The 17,009-nt window shown below is 69.6% G+C and carries 14 protein-coding genes; 6 read left to right on the top strand and 8 right to left on the bottom strand.

Annotation, left to right across the window (positions count from 1 at the left end; genetic code table 11):
* Positions 1-10 precede the first annotated feature (10 nt).
* The 3 genes from B9Y95_RS03460 to B9Y95_RS03450 are packed head-to-tail and all read left to right on the top strand — an operon-like array spanning position 11 to position 5,278.
* Positions 11-1,429, top strand: a complete 1,419-nt coding sequence (locus B9Y95_RS03460) for an MFS transporter (protein ID WP_085510624.1) — start codon at positions 11-13, stop codon at positions 1,427-1,429.
* A 37-nt stretch (positions 1,430-1,466) separates the two neighbouring features.
* Positions 1,467-3,620 (top strand): molybdopterin oxidoreductase family protein, encoded by a 2,154-nt coding sequence (locus B9Y95_RS03455; RefSeq protein ID WP_085510623.1) that lies wholly within the window; start codon positions 1,467-1,469, stop codon positions 3,618-3,620.
* On the top strand, positions 3,617-5,278 hold the full coding sequence (locus B9Y95_RS03450; protein ID WP_085510622.1) for an FAD-dependent oxidoreductase: 1,662 nt from the start codon (positions 3,617-3,619) through the stop codon (positions 5,276-5,278). Before B9Y95_RS03455 ends, B9Y95_RS03450 begins: the two co-directional genes overlap by 4 nt.
* A gap of 93 nt (positions 5,279-5,371) precedes the next feature.
* Here B9Y95_RS03450 and rimM read toward each other — a convergent pair whose 3' ends face one another.
* Genes rimM through rpsP form a run of 3 tightly spaced genes read right to left on the bottom strand, consistent with a single transcriptional unit; the run spans position 5,372 to position 6,696 of the window.
* Positions 5,372-6,016 (bottom strand): ribosome maturation factor RimM, encoded by a 645-nt coding sequence (rimM, locus tag B9Y95_RS03445; RefSeq protein WP_085510621.1) that lies wholly within the window; start codon positions 6,014-6,016, stop codon positions 5,372-5,374.
* Entirely contained in the window at positions 6,017-6,268 is a 252-nt protein-coding gene (locus B9Y95_RS03440) for an RNA-binding protein (RefSeq protein ID WP_064296312.1), read from the bottom strand.
* Positions 6,269-6,270: 2 nt separating this feature from the next.
* Complete coding sequence (rpsP, locus tag B9Y95_RS03435; RefSeq protein ID WP_085510620.1) at positions 6,271-6,696, bottom strand: 30S ribosomal protein S16; 426 nt, start codon at positions 6,694-6,696, stop codon at positions 6,271-6,273.
* A gap of 251 nt (positions 6,697-6,947) precedes the next feature.
* On the opposite strand from rpsP, the gene B9Y95_RS03430 reads away from it, so the two are divergent.
* On the top strand, positions 6,948-8,090 hold the full coding sequence (locus B9Y95_RS03430; RefSeq protein WP_085510619.1) for a glutamate--cysteine ligase: 1,143 nt from the start codon (positions 6,948-6,950) through the stop codon (positions 8,088-8,090).
* Positions 8,091-8,100: 10 nt separating this feature from the next.
* Here B9Y95_RS03430 and B9Y95_RS03425 read toward each other — a convergent pair whose 3' ends face one another.
* Together B9Y95_RS03425 and ffh are read right to left on the bottom strand one after the other, a co-directional pair.
* Positions 8,101-8,481, bottom strand: coding sequence for an META domain-containing protein (locus B9Y95_RS03425; RefSeq protein ID WP_085510618.1), 381 nt, complete (start codon positions 8,479-8,481; stop codon positions 8,101-8,103).
* 16 nt (positions 8,482-8,497) lie between these two features.
* A complete protein-coding gene (gene ffh, locus B9Y95_RS03420) occupies positions 8,498-10,051 on the bottom strand; it encodes a signal recognition particle protein (protein WP_064296308.1) in 1,554 nt (517 codons plus the stop codon).
* A gap of 103 nt (positions 10,052-10,154) precedes the next feature.
* Here ffh and lipB point away from each other — a divergent pair, with 103 nt between their 5' ends.
* Both lipB and lipA read left to right on the top strand, forming a co-directional pair.
* The gene (lipB, locus tag B9Y95_RS03415) at positions 10,155-10,829 is read left to right on the top strand and encodes a lipoyl(octanoyl) transferase LipB (protein WP_085510617.1); all 675 of its coding nucleotides are present in this window, start codon (positions 10,155-10,157) and stop codon (positions 10,827-10,829) included.
* The gene (lipA, locus tag B9Y95_RS03410) at positions 10,826-11,842 is read left to right on the top strand and encodes a lipoyl synthase (protein ID WP_085511043.1); all 1,017 of its coding nucleotides are present in this window, start codon (positions 10,826-10,828) and stop codon (positions 11,840-11,842) included. Before lipB ends, lipA begins: the two co-directional genes overlap by 4 nt.
* 24 nt (positions 11,843-11,866) lie before the next feature.
* On the opposite strand, the gene B9Y95_RS03405 is transcribed toward lipA, so the two are convergent.
* The 3 genes from B9Y95_RS03405 to B9Y95_RS03395 are packed head-to-tail and all read right to left on the bottom strand — an operon-like array spanning position 11,867 to position 16,971.
* A complete protein-coding gene (locus B9Y95_RS03405) occupies positions 11,867-12,367 on the bottom strand; it encodes a DUF2004 domain-containing protein (protein WP_079705645.1) in 501 nt (166 codons plus the stop codon).
* Complete coding sequence (gene ftsY / locus B9Y95_RS03400; protein ID WP_064296361.1) at positions 12,367-13,245, bottom strand: signal recognition particle-docking protein FtsY; 879 nt, start codon at positions 13,243-13,245, stop codon at positions 12,367-12,369. The genes B9Y95_RS03405 and ftsY overlap by 1 nt, the downstream gene beginning before the upstream one ends.
* 54 nt (positions 13,246-13,299) lie before the next feature.
* Complete coding sequence (locus B9Y95_RS03395) at positions 13,300-16,971, bottom strand: chromosome segregation SMC family protein (RefSeq protein WP_085511042.1); 3,672 nt, start codon at positions 16,969-16,971, stop codon at positions 13,300-13,302.
* Positions 16,972-17,009: the final 38 nt, after the last annotated feature.

Raw genomic sequence — 17,009 nt, 5'->3', positions numbered from 1 at the left:
CGGAGCAGCCATGACCACGAACCTCGAAGCAGCCGACGCACCACCGACCACGGCGACACCGACCGTCACCCAGGTCGCCCTGACCCACCGCCCCGGTCGTTGGATCGACGGGTGGAATCCCGAGGACAGCGCGTTCTGGGACCGGGAGGGCCGCGGCATCGCCGGGCGGAACCTCCGGTGGTCGATCTTCGCGGAGTTCCTCGGCTTCGTGGTCTGGCAGCTCTGGAGCATCGTCGTCGTCATGCTCCCGACCGCCGGGTTCTCCTTCTCCACGGCCGAGACCTTCTGGCTCATCTCGATGCCGAGCCTCGTCGGAGCGACCCTCAGGTTCCCGTACTCGTTCATGGTCCCGCGCTTCGGCGGGCGGAACTGGACGATCATCTCGGCAGGACTGCTCCTCATCCCGTCCATCGCGCTCGCGCTGTGTGTGGGCAATCCGGACACCCCGTTCGGTGTCATGCTCGTCATCGCCGGACTCGCCGGCTTCGGCGGTGGCAACTTCGCCAGCTCCATGTCGAACATCACCTACTTCTACCCGCAGCGGGAGAAGGGCTGGGCGCTCGGGCTGAACGCGGCGGGCGGCAACCTCGGAGCAGCGGTCGCGCAGTTCGTCGTCCCCATTGCGGTCACCGTCGGAGCCGCCGCCACCCTCAACCTGAGCCTCGCCGGATGGATCTGGGTCCCCTTCATCCTCCTCGCGATGTTCGGCGCCTACCGATACATGGACAACCTGTCGTCAGCGAAGGCGGACCTCCGCGGATCCGCCGCCGCGCTCCGGGAACCGCACCTCTGGCTCCTCGCACTCCTGTACATCGGCACCTTCGGCTCGTTCATCGGCTTCGCGAGTGTGTTCCCCAAACTCATCGCGGACCAGTTCCCCGACTTCTCCTCCTTCGCCGTCGGTTCCGCGTCGATCTCGCTCGCGTTCCTCGGTGCCCTGATCGGCTCGCTGGCACGACCCTTCGGTGGGCGTCTCGCCGACCGCTTCGGTGGGGCCGTCGTCACGATGAGCGCGTTCGCCGTCATGGCCCTGGGGGCGCTCGCGGTGCTGTGGACCCTGCCGCTGGCGAACTTCTGGCTGTTCCTCGGGTGCTTCCTGCTCCTGTTCGTCGCCGCCGGTGTCGGGAACGGCTCGACGTACCGGATGATCCCCAGCGTCTTCGCGGCGCGATCCGGCCTGCGCGACGCCCACCACCGCAGCGGCGACGTCGGGACGCAGCGCAAGGCCGCCGCCGCGCTCGGGCTCATCTCCGCGATCGGTGCCTACGGCGGCTTCGTGATCCCGCAGATCCTCGGGCTCTCGCACGGCGCGACCGGCAGCTACTCGGCCGCGTTCATCGGTTTCATCGGCGCGTATGTCGTCCTGTTCGCGGTCACCTTCCTCATCTACTTCCGCAAGAACGCGTCACTCGCCGGCCAGCGACTCTGAGTCGTCGCTCCACCCGCTCCTGATCGAAGGACCACGCATGCCTCGTCCCACCGCCCCGGTGACCGACACCCACTGCCCGTACTGCGCGTTGCAGTGCGCGATGTCCCTCACCCGAACGGCGGCGGTGGACGCGGTCGCTCCGAGGCTCCCGGTCGACGTCGCCGGGCGGGACTTCCCGACGAACCGGGGCGGCCTCTGCAAGAAGGGGTGGACGTCGGCCGAGCTCCTCGCGCGGGGTGATCGCCTCACGACCCCCTTGGTGCGCGACGCCACCGGTGAGCTGGTCGAGACGAGCTGGGATGCGGCCCTCGACCTCGTCGCATCGACCGTCCTCCGGATACGCGACGAGCGCGGGGCGGACGCGATCGGGGTCTTCGGAGGCGGTGGCCTCACGAACGAGAAGGCCTACCAGCTGGGCAAGTTCGCCAGGATCGCGATCGGGACGAGCCGGATCGACTACAACGGCCGGTTCTGCATGTCGTCCGCCGCGGCAGCGGGCAACCGTGCGTTCGGGATCGACCGGGGGCTGCCGTTCCCGCTGGAGGACCTCGACAGCGCGTCGACCGTCCTCCTCCTCGGATCCAACGTCGCGGAGACGATGCCCCCGTTCATCGGTCATCTCGTCGGTGCTCAGGCCGCCGGTGGCCTCATCGTGGTCGATCCGCGCCGCTCGGCCACCGCGCGACTCACCGAGACCGGTCGTGGACTCCACGTGCAGCCCGCGCCCGGGACGGATCTGGTCCTACTCCTGGGGCTCACGCACATCGTCCTCGCCGAAGGGCTCGCCGACGAGGCCTACCTGGCCGAGCGCACGACCGGGCTGGACGGCCTGCGCCGCAGCGTGAGCGCGTGGTGGCCGGAACGCGTCCAATCCGTGACCGGTGTGCCGGCGCCGGTCCTCCGAGACGTGGCTCGTCGGCTCGCAGCCTCGGACGGCACCTACATCCTCACCGGTCGCGGCGTCGAGCAGCATGTCGACGGCACCGACACGGCCACCGCCGCCATCAACCTCGCACTCGTGCTCGGACTACCGGGTCGGCCGGGATCGGGCTACGGCACGCTCACCGGCCAGGGCAACGGCCAGGGCGGCCGCGAACACGGTCAGAAGTGCGACCAACTGCCCGGGTACCGCAAGATCACCGATCCGGAAGCCCGCCGTCACGTCGCCGAGGTGTGGGGTGTGCCGGTCGAATCGATCCCTGGTCCCGGGCTGCCGGCCGTCGCCCTCTTGAACCGACTCGGTGAACCGGACGGTGTGCACGCGCTCCTGGTCCACGGCTCGAACGTCGTCGTATCCGCTCCGAACGTGCAGACGGTCCGGGACGGACTCGGCCGCCTCGAGCTCCTCGTCGTCTGCGACTTCTTCCTGTCGGAGACCGCCGCGCTCGCGGACGTCGTTCTCCCGACGACGCAGTGGGCGGAGGAGGAAGGCACCATGACCTCGCTGGAGGGGCGGGTGATCCGCCGCCGACGGGCGCTCGATGCTCCGGTCGGCGTCCGCAGCGAGCTTTGGATCATGCACGAACTCGCCCGTCGTCTCGATGCTCCAGGCCGATTCGAGCTGGACCCGTCGATCGTGTTCGACGAGTTGGCGGCCGCATCCGCCGGAGGCCTCGCCGACTACTCAGGATTGAGCCACGCCCTCCTCGACACCGGGCTCGCCGCGCACTGGCCGTTCCCTGTCGGCAGCGGCGGCACGCCCCGGCTGTTCACGGAACGGTTCGCACACGACGACGGTCTCGCCCGCATCGTCCCAGTCCGCCCCCCGAAGGTCTCGGAATCACCGGAGACCGGGGAGGAACTCACCCTGACGACCGGACGCCTCCTCGAGCACTACCAGTCGGGCACCCAGACCCGCCGCGTCCCCGAGCTCGACGACGCTCGCCCCGAGGTCTTCGTCCAGGTCCACCCCGCGACGGCGGCACGACTCGGCATCGTCGAGGGCGGATTGGTCGAGGTGTCGAACCGTCGGGGCGCGCTGACGGTCCGAGCCAGTGTCGACGGCGACATCCGTCACGACACCGTCTTCCTGCCGTTCCACTACCCGGGCGACGCGTCGGCGAACCTCCTAACGCAGGATGCGGTCGATCCGATCTCCGGGATGCCGGACTTCAAGCGCGCGGTGGTGCGGCTGCGCCCGGCCGCTGACGCACCACTGCCGGAAGCCACAGCGCCGGGAGCCCTCCGATGAGTCCGCGACCAGGTCGCCCCCTCCGCATCGTCGTGGTCGGATTCGGCCCGGTCGGTGCGCGATTCGCCGAGGAGGTCGCCCCCGGCGTGCGGGACGGCTCGCTCCAGGTGACCGTGGTCGGGCAGGAGCCATTCGACGCGTACAACCGGGTGCTGGTCGCCGATCACGCGGTCGGCTCGACCGGACTCGCCGACATGACGCTCGTCAGTGCCGAGGACCTCGCCCGGGACGGTATCCGTGTCCTGCGCGGCACGACCGCGATGCAGATCGATCGCGAGACGCGGACCGTCGAACTCGACACCGGGGAGACGCTCCCCTACGACCGCCTCGTCCTGGCGACGGGTGCGCGCGCGAACGTTCCGACACTCGACGGCGTCGATCGACGGAAGCGGGACCTCCCGGCGCTCGAGAAGTACGGACGGTCGTTGCTGCTGTCCGACCACGACCTCCCCCGAGGCGTCTGCACCATGCGTGACCTCGCGGACGCCGACGTCACCGCCGAGGTCGTCCGGTCCGGCGGCCGGATCGTCGTCCTGGGTGCCGGCGTGCTCGGGCTGGAGCTCGCGCTCTCCGCCGCGCGCGCCGGGGCCGACGTGGTCGTCGTCCACCACGGCCCCACCCCGATGCCGCGGAACCTCGACCGTGGCGGCGGCTCCGTGCTCGCCGCGGCGCTCCGGGCAGCAGGTGTGGAGGTCATCGCGCACAGCCGCGCCGAGGCGGTCGGTCATCGGGACGACCCCGTGGGCGGGAGGCACTTCGACGCATTGATCACCGCTGACGGGAAACGGATCACCGGCGATCTGCTCGTCCTGTCGTGCGGGGTGAGCGCACGCTCCGATCTGGCGATCCTCGCCGGGGTCCGTGTCGGCTCCGGGGTGCTCGTCGGCGAAGACCTCAGCAGCTGGTCGGACGAGCGGATCTTCGCCATCGGCGACTGCGCGCACGTGCTGGCGCCGACACCGGACCTGCGCCGCGAACGCATCGTCCCCGGCGGCCCGTCGGGGCTCATCGGCCCAGGATGGCGGCAGGCCGAGTGGCTCGCCACTCGATTCCTGATCGAGGCCGCGGCCGGCGGATCACCACTCGAGCTGGGTCCACCACCGGTCGAGCGGGCGAGCACCGTCGCACTCAAAGCCGAGCGGGTCGACGTCGTCGCGGTCGGCGACGTCCAGGCCGAGCCCTGGGACGTCGAGCCGACGACCGCTGACACGTGCAGCGTGCATCCGGCCGCTCCGCGCAGCGTCTCGGTGTGGGCGGACCCCGACCACGGCCGCTACGTCAAGATGATCACCCGCGCCGGGGTCCTCACCGCCTTCGTCTGCGTCGGCATGCCGCGCACTGCAGCCGAGCTGACGCTCCTGTACGACGGCGGCGGCGAACTGCCGGCGGATCGCTCGGTCCTCCTCCGGCTCGACGGGCCGGACGCGACCGGTGGTGCCTCCGCCGATGCGTTCGCCCCCTCGACGACCGTCTGTACGTGCAACGGCGTGACGGTCGGCAGGATCATGGATGCCGCGCAGTCGGGCAGTACCACGGTCGCCTGCATCGGCAAGGCGACCCGCGCCGGTACCGGCTGCGGTGGGTGCACCGGCCGGATCGCCGCGGTCCTCGAGCGGGTGGCGGACAGTGATCGTCAGGGCGAGCCGGTACCGGCGTGATCGGCCGGAGACGACGACGGAGGCGTCGGTTGCACGCAACCGACGCCTCCGTCATGGGTGTTCCGAGCCGGGAGAACCGACTCGGAACGCGATCTACCGCTCCGGCTGCGACGCTCCGGTGTCGTCCTGAGCCTCGTCGGAGGCCTCGGACTCGACTGGACCAGCCGTCGTCCCGGGGGCTTCGTCAGCCTCCGGGAGTTCCTCGAACAAACCGGTGGGCGGCGTGACCGTGACGATCCCGGCAGCGATGTCGACCGTGGGGACGATCGCCTTCACGAACGGGACCATGACCTCGCCGTCGCCGGTCTTCACGATCAGGAGGTCCTGAGCCGGGAAGTGGTCGACGCGGGCGACGGTACCGACGGCGACGCCATCGCGGTGCACGGCCAACCCGACGAGCTGATGGTCGTACCAGGCGTCGTCTTCGACCGGCAGCTCGGTGGGGTCCTGCTCGACCCAGAGGATCGCCTTCACGAGGGTCTCCGCCTCACTGCGATCGGCGATGCCGACGAAGAAGGCGACCGGCTGGCTGTTGTACCAGCGCAGTTCGATGAGCTCGAGCGTCTTGCCGCGCCACTTCGATCCTGCGGGGACCTGGAGCGTGAACGTCGAGCCCGGGGTGAACCGGTGCTCCGGCTCATCCGTGTAGAGCTCGACCTTCAGGGCGCCCTTCAGGCCATGGGCTTTCGTGAGCCGACCGACCCGCAACTGGGTCTTCGGCTCCGTCTCGTCCGCCACCTACGCGCTGGCGCCGGAGGCGTCCGTGTCGACCACGTCGACTCGGACCCGCCGACCGTCTGCCAGCGCTGCCACGAGGGTGCGCAGGGCTTTGGCCGTCCGGCCGGCACGACCGATGACCCGGCCGAGGTCCTCGGGGTTCACACGAACCTCGAGGACCTCGCCACGGGCGGAGTTCTGTGCCGTGACGCGAACGTCATCCGGGTGATCGACGATCCCCTTGACGAGATGTTCGAGCGCGGGAGCGAGCAAGACTACGCCTGCTCTGCTTCAGCGGCGTCGGCATCGGGCGCCTCGGCCTCGGCCGGAGCAGCCTTGGCCGCGGGGGCCTCCGCCTTCGGCTTGAGGACGGGCTTCTTCTTCTCGTCGGCGACGAAGGCGGCCTTCGGCTCCTTGACGCGGACGGTGCTCACGGCGTCCTTGTCGCCCTTGAACTTGCCCCAGTCACCGGTGAGCTTGAGGAGTGCTGCGACCTGCTCGGTCGGCTGGGCGCCGACGCTGAGCCAGTACTGCGCACGCTCGGAGTCGACCTCGATGAACGAGGGCTCCTCGGTGGGGTGGTACTTGCCGATCTCCTCGATGACACGACCGTCGCGCTTCGTGCGCGAGTCTGCGACGACGATGCGGTAGTACGGCGCACGGATCTTGCCGAGACGCTTGAGACGGATTTTGACAGCCACGATTCTCCTGAATGATGTGATGTTTGATGTGCTCGCTGCCGAAAGGTGGGGCCACACGCTCGACGCGAAAACTGTGGTTGCTGCGGGCGTCGGATAGAGGGTCGAACTCCGCGCAGACTCAACTCTCTATTCTGCCAGACATCGGGCGATCTGGGTAATCCGACGACACCGATACCGGATGACCCCTCCACCCCGTGTGAAGATGGGCTGGCGCGCGGCATCCGGCCGCGCCTTGCGGGAGGTCGACGCCAATGCCCATCGAGTTCGCCAGATCAGAGCGTTCGACCGTCGGCCTCGAGTGGGAGGTCGCCCTCGTCGACCGCGACACCGGCGATCTCGTCGGCGCAGCTGACACCGTCCTGTCGGAACTCCGCCCGAGCGACGGTTCCGATCATCCGCAGATCACGAATGAGCTGCTGCTCAACACCGTCGAACTCGTCTCGGGTGTGCACCACACGGTCCCCGAGGCGATCGCGGACCTCGAGGGCCAGCTGGCCGAGGTGCGGGCGATCACGGATCCGATGGGTGTCGAACTCATCTGCAGCGGTTCGCACCCGTTCGGCCAGTGGTACGACCAGCAAGTCACCGACAAGCCCCGGTACCACAAGCTCATCGACCGCACCCAGTGGTGGGGTCGCAACATGATGATCTGGGGTGTGCACGCGCACGTCGGCGTCGAGACGGTCGACAAGGTCCTCCCGATCATGAACGGGCTGCTGACCTATCTGCCCCACCTCCAGGCACTCTCGGCGTCCAGCCCGTACTGGGGTGGGGTCGACACCGGCTACGCGTCGAACCGCGCGCTCATGTTCCAGCAGCTCCCGACGGCGGGCCTCCCCTACCAGCTCTCCGACTGGGAGCAGTTCGAGGCCTACGTCGACGACATGACGGTGACCGGCATCATCGAGGACCACACCGAGGTCCGCTGGGATGTGCGACCGTCGCCGCAGTGGGGCACGGTGGAGATGCGTGCGTGCGACGGAGCGTCGACCGTCGCGGAGTTCGGCGCCCTCGCCTCGCTCATCCACTGCCTCACCGAGCACCTGTCCGACCGTCTCGACGCCGGAGAGCGTCTGCAGACCCTGCAGCCGTGGTACGTCCGCGAGAACAAGTGGCGTGCGGCGCGGTACGGCCTGGACGCCGAGATCATCCTCGACTCCTCGGGCCACGAGCGCCTCGTGACCGACGACCTGCACGACCTGCTCGACACCCTCGCGCCGGTCGCCCGTCGGCTCGGCTGTGCGGACGAACTGGCGAGCATCGCCACGATCATCGAGCACGGAGCGAGTTACCAGCGACAGCTCGCCGTCGCACACGCGAACGCCGGCAGCCTGCAGGCGGTCGTGAGCTCGCTCGCGAAGGAGCTGCGACACGGGGTCCAGCCCTCCGCCTGACGAGGCGGCGTCACTCCGCGCGGTCGAGCGTCCCGATCCGCATGCCGGCGTCGTCGGTCACGGTCAGGCGCCCGCCATCGTCCGAGAGCGTCGCCTGTGCGATCCCCCGTAGCCAGGTGTCGACGCCCGGACACGCCACCAGGGTGCCCGCGACGTCGGAGACGACGAGCGCGTCGTCCTCGGCGCGCCAGGAGCCGGAGAGGCTGTTGCAGCCGTCCGAACCACTCACGCGACCGTCGTCGGTGAACACCAGATGCGGATCGGCAGCACCGGTGCCCTCACCCCAGGTGCCCAGGACGCGTTCGCCCGGAGACAGCGCGGAGCACCCGGCGAGCATGCCCGCGGCCAGGACGACTGCAACGACCGAAGTCGCTGCCCTCAGCGCGCGCATGCCGCCTCCGCTCGACTCAGCGACCCAGGAACTTCTGCAGCTCGGCGAGCTCCGCCTCGGTGGGGGCCGCTGATCCCGACGACGAACCACCGCCGAGGCCGAATCCAGCGCCCGTAGCGGCAGCCTGCGTCTCGACGGCGCCGGCGTTCTCCGCCGCGCGCTTGGCCGGGTTGCCTGAGCGGGAACCCTTCTTCTTGGCCTGCGGCTTCGGTCGGTTCGTCCGTGCACCGGGAACCGGACCCATCCCGGGGATGTTCGGCACGCCACCCTTGGCGACGGTCTTCATCATCTTGGCCGCCTGCTCGAAGCGGTTGACGAGGGCGTTGACCTCGGTGACGGTCATGCCGGAACCCTTGGCGATGCGCAGGCGCCGGGATCCGTTGAGGATCTTCGGGTTCGTGCGCTCTGCCGTGGTCATCGACTGGATGATGGCCTCGGTGCGGACGATCTCGCGTTCGTCGAAGTTCTGGAGCTGCTCCTTCATCTGCCCCATGCCGGGGAGCATGCCCATCATCTTCTTGATGGAACCCATGCCGCGCAGCTGCTGCATCTGCTTGAGGAAGTCGTCGAGCGTGAAGGAGTCGGTCGCGAACTTCTCCGCGACCTTGCGCGCCTCCTCCTCGTCGAAGTTCTGCTGCGCCTGCTCGATGAGGGTGAGGATGTCACCGAGGTCGAGGATCCGGCTCGCCATGCGGTCGGGGTGGAACGGCTCGAAGTCGTCGAGACCCTCACCGGTCGACGCGAACATGATGGGGCGTCCGGTGACCGAGGCGATGGAGAGTGCCGCACCACCGCGGGCGTCGCCGTCGAGCTTGGAGAGCACCACGCCGGTGAAGTCGACGCCGTCGAGGAAGGCCTTGGCCGTCGCGACCGCGTCCTGACCGATCATCGCGTCGATGACGAAGAGGACCTCGTCGGGATCGACCGCCTTGCGGATGTTCGACGCCTGCTTCATGAGCTCGGCGTCGACGCCGAGTCGTCCGGCGGTGTCGACGATGACGGTGTCGTAGAGCTTCTGCTCGGCGAACCGGACGCCGTCGCGGGCGACCTTGACCGGGTCGCCGACCCCGTTGCCGGGCTCGGGAGCGTAGACGGGGACGCCCGCCTGCTCGCCGACGACCTGGAGCTGGTTGACGGCGTTGGGGCGCTGGAGGTCGGACGCGACGAGGAGCGGCGTGTGGCCGTCCTTCTTGAGCCACTTGGCGAGCTTGCCCGCGAGCGTCGTCTTTCCGGCACCCTGGAGTCCGGCGAGCATGATGACGGTCGGCGGCTTCTTCGCGAACTCGAGACGCCGCTGCTGTCCGCCGAGGATCGTGACGAGCTCGTCGTTGACGATCTGGACGACCTGCTGCGCCGGGTTGAGCGCCTTGCTCACCTCGTCGCCGAGGGCGCGCTCGCGTACGCGACCCGTGAAGTCCTTGACGACGTCGAGTGCGACGTCCGCGTCGAGGAGGGCGCGACGGATCTCGCGGACGGTGCCGTCGACATCGGCCGCGGAGAGCTTGCCCTTGGTGCGGAGGTTCTTGAACGTATCCGCGAGGCGGTCAGAGAGTGTGCCGAACGTTGCCATGATCCCTCCAGTTTAGGGCAGACCGCGGCGCGACCCGGTCGATCGCCGCCGCGTGCGGAAGATGAGTATTTGGACGGCGTCCAACAATGCTATCGTGGCGGCCATGACACAGCTCCTCATCGCCGGGCTCGCGCCCGCGTTCGTCCCGTACCGCGAGGGTTGGGCGCTGCAGCGTCGGGTCCATGAGGCGGTCGTCAGCGGAGCGGGGCCGGAGCACCTCATCCTGTGCGAACACGAGCCCGTGTACACGGCGGGCAAGCTGACCCGTCCCCACGAGCGTCCCGACGACGGCACGCCGGTCGTCGAGGTCGATCGCGGCGGCCGCATCACCTGGCACGGACCCGGACAGCTCACCGGCTATCCGATCGTCCGCCTCCCGGAGCCGGTCGACGTCGTCGCACACGTCCGCCTGCTCGAGGAGGTCATGCTGCAGACGATCACGGAGCTCGGCGTCATCGGCCGCCGCATCGACGGACGGTCGGGTGTCTGGGTCGACCCCGTCGCCGGCGGACCGGCCGCGAAAATCGGCGCCGTCGGTGTCCGGGTGCAGGCCGGGGTCACGTTGCACGGCTTCGCGCTCAACTGCGACAACTCCCTCGAGCCCTTCGGCCACATCGTCGCGTGCGGCATCGCCGACGCCGGGGTCACCACGATCAGCGCCGAGCTCGGTCGACGGATCACCCCGAGCGACGTCGCCGAGCGCGTCTCCGAGATCTTCGAAGCGCTCCGGCCCGGTTGGACGGCCGCGTCCGTGACCACGATCGGAGCGGCCGCGTGAGCGGCTGCGGCGCACCGGCACCCGCTCCCGCGGCGGACACCGGCGGACGGAAGCTCCTGCGACTCGAGGTCCGGAACGCCCAGACCCCCATCGAGCGGAAGCCCGACTGGCTCAAGACCCGCGCGACGATGGGACCCGAGTACCGACAGCTCCAGGCGCTCGTGCAGGAGGAGGGCCTCCACACGGTCTGCCAGGAAGCCGGCTGCCCGAACATCTTCGAGTGCTGGGAGGACCGCGAGGCGACCTTCCTGATCGGCGGGTCGCAGTGCACGAGGCGCTGCGACTTCTGCCAGATCGACACCGGTAAGCCGGCCGACTACGACCGTGACGAGCCACGGCGGGTGGCCGACTCGGTGCAGCGGATGCGGCTGCGCTACGCGACCGTCACCGGCGTGGCGCGCGACGACCTCCCCGACGAGGGGGCGTGGCTGCACGCCGAGACCGTCCGACGCATCCATGAGACGAACCCTGGTACAGGGGTCGAGATCCTCGCGACCGACTTCTCCGGCAACCCCGACCTCCTCGGCGAGGTGTTCGCCTCCAAACCGGAGGTGTTCGCACACAATGTCGAGACGGTCCCGCGCATCTTCAAGCGGATCAGACCAGCCTTCCGCTACGAGCGCTCCCTCGACGTCCTGACCCAGGCGCGCGCGGCCGGCCTCATCACGAAGTCCAACCTCATCCTCGGGATGGGTGAGGACCGGAGCGAGATCAGTCAGGCGCTCGAGGATCTGCACGAGGCCGGCACGGACATCATCACCGTCACCCAGTACCTCCGGCCGACACCTCGACATCTCCCCGTGGACCGCTGGGTCAAGCCGCAGGAGTTCCTGGAGATCAAGGAGGAGGCCGAGGAGATCGGATTCCTCGGTGTGCTCGCGGGACCGCTCGTCAGATCGTCCTACCGTGCCGGACGCCTCTGGGCGCAGTCGATGACGGCGAAGGGCCGCGAGGTCCCCGAGGGACTGCAGCACCTCGCAGACGCCTCACTCGGCTTCGCCCAGGCGGTCTGAGGCCGACGCCTCGACCGGTCGGGCTCAGTCCTCGCTCGTGACCCCGGTGACCTCGCCGTCGGAGGTATAGGCGACCATGAGCACGCCGTCGAGCTGGTCCGCGTCGAGCGAATACTCGAAGATCGCGAACGCCTCGTCGCCGTTGTGCTGGTGCGGCGCGAACCCGACGCTCAGCAGCGTCATCGACCGGATGACGTCCACGTCGCGGTCTCCGGACTCGTCGACCAGGACATCCGGCAGGGACTCCCCCAGCTCCTCGACGGCCTGGATGATGTATTCAGTGACCTCGGAGGTACGGTCGTCGACCTCGCTCAGCATCGCCTCGCGCGAGCGCAGGTCGAAGCCCTCGAGGGCGAGGATCATCGCGGCCGCCAGGTCGAGCGCGTCGGCCGGGATGTCGTCCTCGTCGGGGGCGCTCAACGAGATGGAGACGGACTGCTCCCCGACGTCGATGTTGTCGGACCAGTAGACGCCACCACCAGGCTCGGTCGCGATGATGCCGAAGTAGTCGTGTTCGATCGCCATCAGCTGCCCACCAGGTTCTGTGCGAAGACGTGCGGCGTGAAGCCGGTGAGGTCGCCAATGCCCTCACCCTGACCGACGAGCTTGATCGGGATGCCGGTCTTCTCCTGCACGGCGAGGACGAACCCGCCCTTCGCGGAGCCGTCGAGCTTCGTCAGGACGAGCCCCGTCACCCCGGCGTGCTCGATGAACGCCTGCGCCTGCGACAGACCGTTCTGACCGGTCGTCGCATCGAGGACGAGGAGGACCTCGGCGATGGGCGCCTGCTTCTCGACGACGCGACGGATCTTGGACAGCTCGTCCATGAGCCCGCCCTTCGTCTGCAGCCGACCGGCGGTGTCGATGATGACGATCTCGGTGCCGGTCTGCTTGGCGTACTCGATCGTCTGGAAGGCGACGGAGGCCGGGTCCTGCCCCTGCTGCTGGGGGCGGACGATCTGTGCGCCCGCGCGCTCCGCCCAGGTCGCCAGCTGCTCCACGGCAGCGGCACGGAAGGTGTCCGCGGCCCCCACGACGACGGTGCGGTCGTAGTTGCGGAGGAACTTCGCGAACTTGCCGATGGTGGTCGTCTTGCCGACCCCGTTGACGCCGACGACGAGGACGACCGCCGGACGCTCGCTGAGCTTCAGCGTCGTGTCGAACTTCGACAGCCGCTCCTCGACCTCCTCGCGCAGCATCCGCTGGAGGTCGCGCGGGTCGGTGGTGCGGTAGCGGTCGACGGAGGCGTGCAGGCCCGTGACGATCGACTCGGTGACGTCGGGGCCGAAGTCCGCGCCGATGAGCGCGTCCTCGAGGTCCTCCCAGGTGGTCTCGTCGATCGTCGGACGTTGGAACATGCCTTTGAGGGCACCGGAGAGTGACCAGGGTGTGCGTGCAGCCATGGTCTCAGCGTAGCCGTCGGCGACGCGGTCCCGTCGCGTGGGGACGGGACCGGATCAGCTCGCGCGTTCCGCAGCCACGCGCTGACCGACGACGGCCGACACCCCGTCCTGGCGCATCGAGACGCCGTAGAGGGCGTCGGCGATCTCCATGGTGCGCTTCTGGTGCGTGATGACGATGAGCTGGCTCGTCTGACGGAGGTCCTCGAAGATGGTGAGGAGCCGCCCGAGGTTCGCGTCGTCGAGGGCCGCCTCCACCTCGTCCATGATGTAGAACGGGCTCGGTCGGGCTTTGAAGATGGCGATGAGGAGGGCGACCGCGGCGAGCGAGCGCTCCCCGCCCGACAGGAGCGACAGGCGTTCGATCTTCTTGCCGGCGGGTTTGACCGACACCTCGATGCCCGTGGTGAGCATGTGTTCGGGGTCGGTGAGCGAGATGCTGCCGGTGCCGCCCGGGAACAGGATCGGGAACACCTCGGTGAAGGCGGCTTCGGTGTCGGCGAACGCCGAGGCGAAGATGACCTCCATCTTCCCGTCGATGTCCTCGATGATCGACAGCAGGTCGGCGCGGGTGCTGGTGAGGTCGGCGAGCTGTTCGGTGAGGAAGCGGTGACGTTGTTCGAGTGCCGCGAACTCCTCGAGCGCGAGCGGGTTGACCCGGCCGAGTTGAGCGTAGGTGCGCTCCGCCGCGGCGAGGCGCTTCTGCTGCTCGGCGCGGACGTAGGGCGTCGTCGGCACGTCGTCCGACTCCTCGGCAGGTTCCTCCACCGGCTCGACGTCCGGCGTCACGGAGCCGTCGGCAGGTGCCTCGGATGCCTCGTCCGAGTCGGGCGTCGTCGTCTCGGGCGAGGCCTCCGAACCGGTGTCGTCCGCCGGTCGCACGGCCGAGCGGGCGGTCGCGCGGGGTGTCGGCGGGTCGACGGGCACCGGAACCTCGGGCCCGTACTCGGCGACGAGCACGTCCTCGACGAGTCCCAGCTCCGACCCGGCGCGCTCGAGCAGACCGGACAAGTGGAGCTTCTTCTCGTAGATCTGGAGTTCGAGGCCGTGGACGCTCTCGGTGACGACCTGCAGCCGCTGCCGGAGCGTGTGCTCCTCGCCGCGCAGTCGCACGAGTTCGGCGTTCCGGCTGGACCGCGTCGCCTCGGCTGCCGCGAGCGCGACACGGGCCTCGGTGACCGACCGGTCGACCGAGTCGAGGACGGGCGGGAGCGCCTCCGTCACGGCGGTGGCGGCCGCGGCCTGGCGCGCACGGATGACGGCACGCCGAGCCGCTTCCTCCGCCGCCGCCTGGTCGGCCTGCCGCTGCCGCTCGAGGTTCGCGACCGCGAGCTCCTCCGCCCGCACGCGTTCGCGAGCGGTCTCGAGGAGGAGGCGGTGCTGTACTTCGGCCTCGCGTGCCGCGTCCAGTTCGGCGGAGAGCCCGTCGCGTGCCGACACGTCGAGGAGCGGTCGTGGACGCGCGCGAGCGGTGTCGTGATCCAGCTTGGCCCGCTCCACAGCGGCAGCGGCGTCGGCGACGGCCGCCTCCGCCGTCCCGGCAGCAGCGAGCAGGCGGTCGTGTTCGGCCTGCGCAGATTCGTATCGGACCGTGACCCGGTTCACGCGCTCGGCCTGTGAGGCACGGTTGGCGTCGAACTCGCGGAGGGCGCTGAGCGCCGCCTGCGCGGTCTGCTTCGCCTCCTGCAGGATCGTGCGCTGCTCGGCCAGGGCGAAGCGCGCCCGTTCGATGAGCGACTCGACCTCGCCGTGTCGATCGGCTGCCGCATCGCGTTCGGCCAGCAGTTCGATGCGGCTCTGCGCTCCGCCGCTCCCCCCGCGGACGATGCTGTCCGTGACGACCGCGCCGTCACGGGTCACGAGGGTGAACGCGCTGAGTGACGAGCCGAGTCGGTCGTACGCCGCGATCGCGTCGTCGAGCGAGTCGACGACGAGGACCGAGGCGAGGATCCCCAGCACGCCAGGAGGGGCCTCCACCAGCTCGGCAGCCGAGGTGAACCCGGCGGGCGCGTCCGGGACGTCTCGAGCACCGTCGGCGATGACGATCTCGACCCGGCCGAGATCCTGGTCGGCCGCGTGATCGAGCGCCCGACGGGCAGCGTGCCGGTCGACGGCGACGGCGGCCTCCGCGAGCGTGCCGAGCGCTGCGGCCACGGCCGACTCGTGGCCGGGTCGGACCTGCACCCGGTCCGCGACGATCCCGTCGATCCCGTCGAGACCGCTCGATGCGAGTTCGGCCGAGCCGGTCTTGAGGTCGAGGGCGCGCGAGAGTGCGCTGGTCTTGGCACCGAGCGAATCACGTTCACGTTCGAGGGTGTGGAGCTGCTCGCGCAGGCCCTCGATCTCCCCCTCGGCCTCCACCGCGCCGCGTTGGGCCACCTCGTAGGCGTCGTCGAGTCCGGAGTCGGCGGCGTCCGCCACGGTCGGGTCGCCCTCGAGCGCCTCGTACTCCAGCCGCGCGGCGTCCAGACGGAGGGCAGCGGCGTCGATCGCGTGCTGCTGGCGCAACGCCTCGCCACGGACCGCGGCGAGTTTGGACCCGGCGGCGTCGACGGCGCCCGCGAGCTTGGAGAGCTCCAGGTCGTGTCGTGACACGAGCGCGCTCTGCGCTGCGATCTCGACGTCCACCGCGTCGAGTGCGGCGCGCTTCGCCCGGGTGTCCGCTTGCGCCTCCTGCAACGCGCGCTCCGCGTCGGCGACCGCCACCCGCAGTCCGTCGATCTCCGCGGTCGCGTCGGCGACCATCTGCTTCGTGATCCGGGGTTCGGCGGCCGTCGTGTCCGTCGAAGAACCGAGGAGCGCGAGCCGCTGGTTGGCGAGCGTGTACAGGTTCCGGAGGCGCTCCTGCACGCTCTCGAGCTCGAAGGTGATCCGGCGGGCGTCGTCGACCGCGTCGCCGAGTTGCGCCTGCTCGATCCGGTTGATCCGCAGTTCCGCCTGCTCCAGCTGCTCCTGCAGGACGAGGCGCTCGCTGTGGCGCTCGCTCTCCGACCGGTTGTGTTCGTCGAGGGAACGCCGGAGGCCCACGACGTCGTCGGCCAGGAGGCGGGCGCGGGCGTCGCGGACGACCGCGGCGATCGTCTGCGCCTCCCGGGCGATCTCCGCCTGACGGCCGAGCGGCTTCAGCTGCCGGCGGATCTCTCCAGCGAGGTCGCTCAACCGCGTGAGGTTGGTCTGCATCGCCTCGAGCTTCCGGAGCGTCTTCTCCTTGCGTCGGCGGTGCTTCAGGATGCCGGCCGCCTCCTCGATGAAGCCGCGTCGCTCCTCGGGCGTCGCCCGCAGCACCGCGTCGAGCTGCCCCTGTCCGACGATGACGTGCATCTCGCGGCCCAGACCGGAGTCGCTCAGGAGTTCCTGGACGTCGAGCAACCGGCACGTGTCGCCGTTGATGGCGTACTCGCTCCCGCCGTTGCGGAACAGGGTGCGGCTGATCGTCACCTCGGTGTACTCGATGGGCAGCGCGCCGTCGCTGTTGTCGATGGTGAGCGTGACCTCGGCCCGACCGAGCGGTCCCCTTGTCGACGTGCCGGCGAAGATGACGTCCTCCATCTTGCCGCCGCGGAGGGTCTTCGCCCCCTGCTCGCCCATCACCCAGGCGAGCGCGTCGACGACGTTCGACTTGCCGGAACCGTTGGGACCCACGACGCAGGTGACGCCCTGTTCGAACGCGAAGGTGGTGGGGTGCGCGAAGGACTTGAACCCTTTGAGCGTCAGGCTCTTCAGGTACACGCGCACCTCCTCTCCCGCGTCGCGGATGCTGTGCACTA

It is taken from the genome of Plantibacter flavus (assembly GCF_900177615.1).
Classification (GTDB): Bacteria; Actinomycetota; Actinomycetes; order Actinomycetales; family Microbacteriaceae; genus Plantibacter; species Plantibacter flavus.
Note: the sequence above shows the minus strand (reverse complement) of the source record. Positions and strands in the feature narration are given on the sequence as shown.

Bases quoted from the DNA above. Each gene is read 5' to 3' on its own strand.
- B9Y95_RS03460 (WP_085510624.1), top strand. From the start codon at position 11: ATGACCACGAACCTCGAAGCAGCCGACGCACCACCGACCACGGCGACA.
- B9Y95_RS03455 (WP_085510623.1), top strand. From the start codon at position 1,467: ATGCCTCGTCCCACCGCCCCGGTGACCGACACCCACTGCCCGTACTGC.
- B9Y95_RS03450 (WP_085510622.1), top strand. From the start codon at position 3,617: ATGAGTCCGCGACCAGGTCGCCCCCTCCGCATCGTCGTGGTCGGATTC.
- B9Y95_RS03430 (WP_085510619.1), top strand. From the start codon at position 6,948: ATGCCCATCGAGTTCGCCAGATCAGAGCGTTCGACCGTCGGCCTCGAG.
- B9Y95_RS03425 (WP_085510618.1), bottom strand. From the start codon at position 8,481: ATGCGCGCGCTGAGGGCAGCGACTTCGGTCGTTGCAGTCGTCCTGGCC.
- ffh (WP_064296308.1), bottom strand. From the start codon at position 10,051: ATGGCAACGTTCGGCACACTCTCTGACCGCCTCGCGGATACGTTCAAG.
- lipB (WP_085510617.1), top strand. From the start codon at position 10,155: ATGACACAGCTCCTCATCGCCGGGCTCGCGCCCGCGTTCGTCCCGTAC.
- B9Y95_RS03405 (WP_079705645.1), bottom strand. From the start codon at position 12,367: ATGGCGATCGAACACGACTACTTCGGCATCATCGCGACCGAGCCTGGT.
- ftsY (WP_064296361.1), bottom strand. From the start codon at position 13,245: ATGGCTGCACGCACACCCTGGTCACTCTCCGGTGCCCTCAAAGGCATG.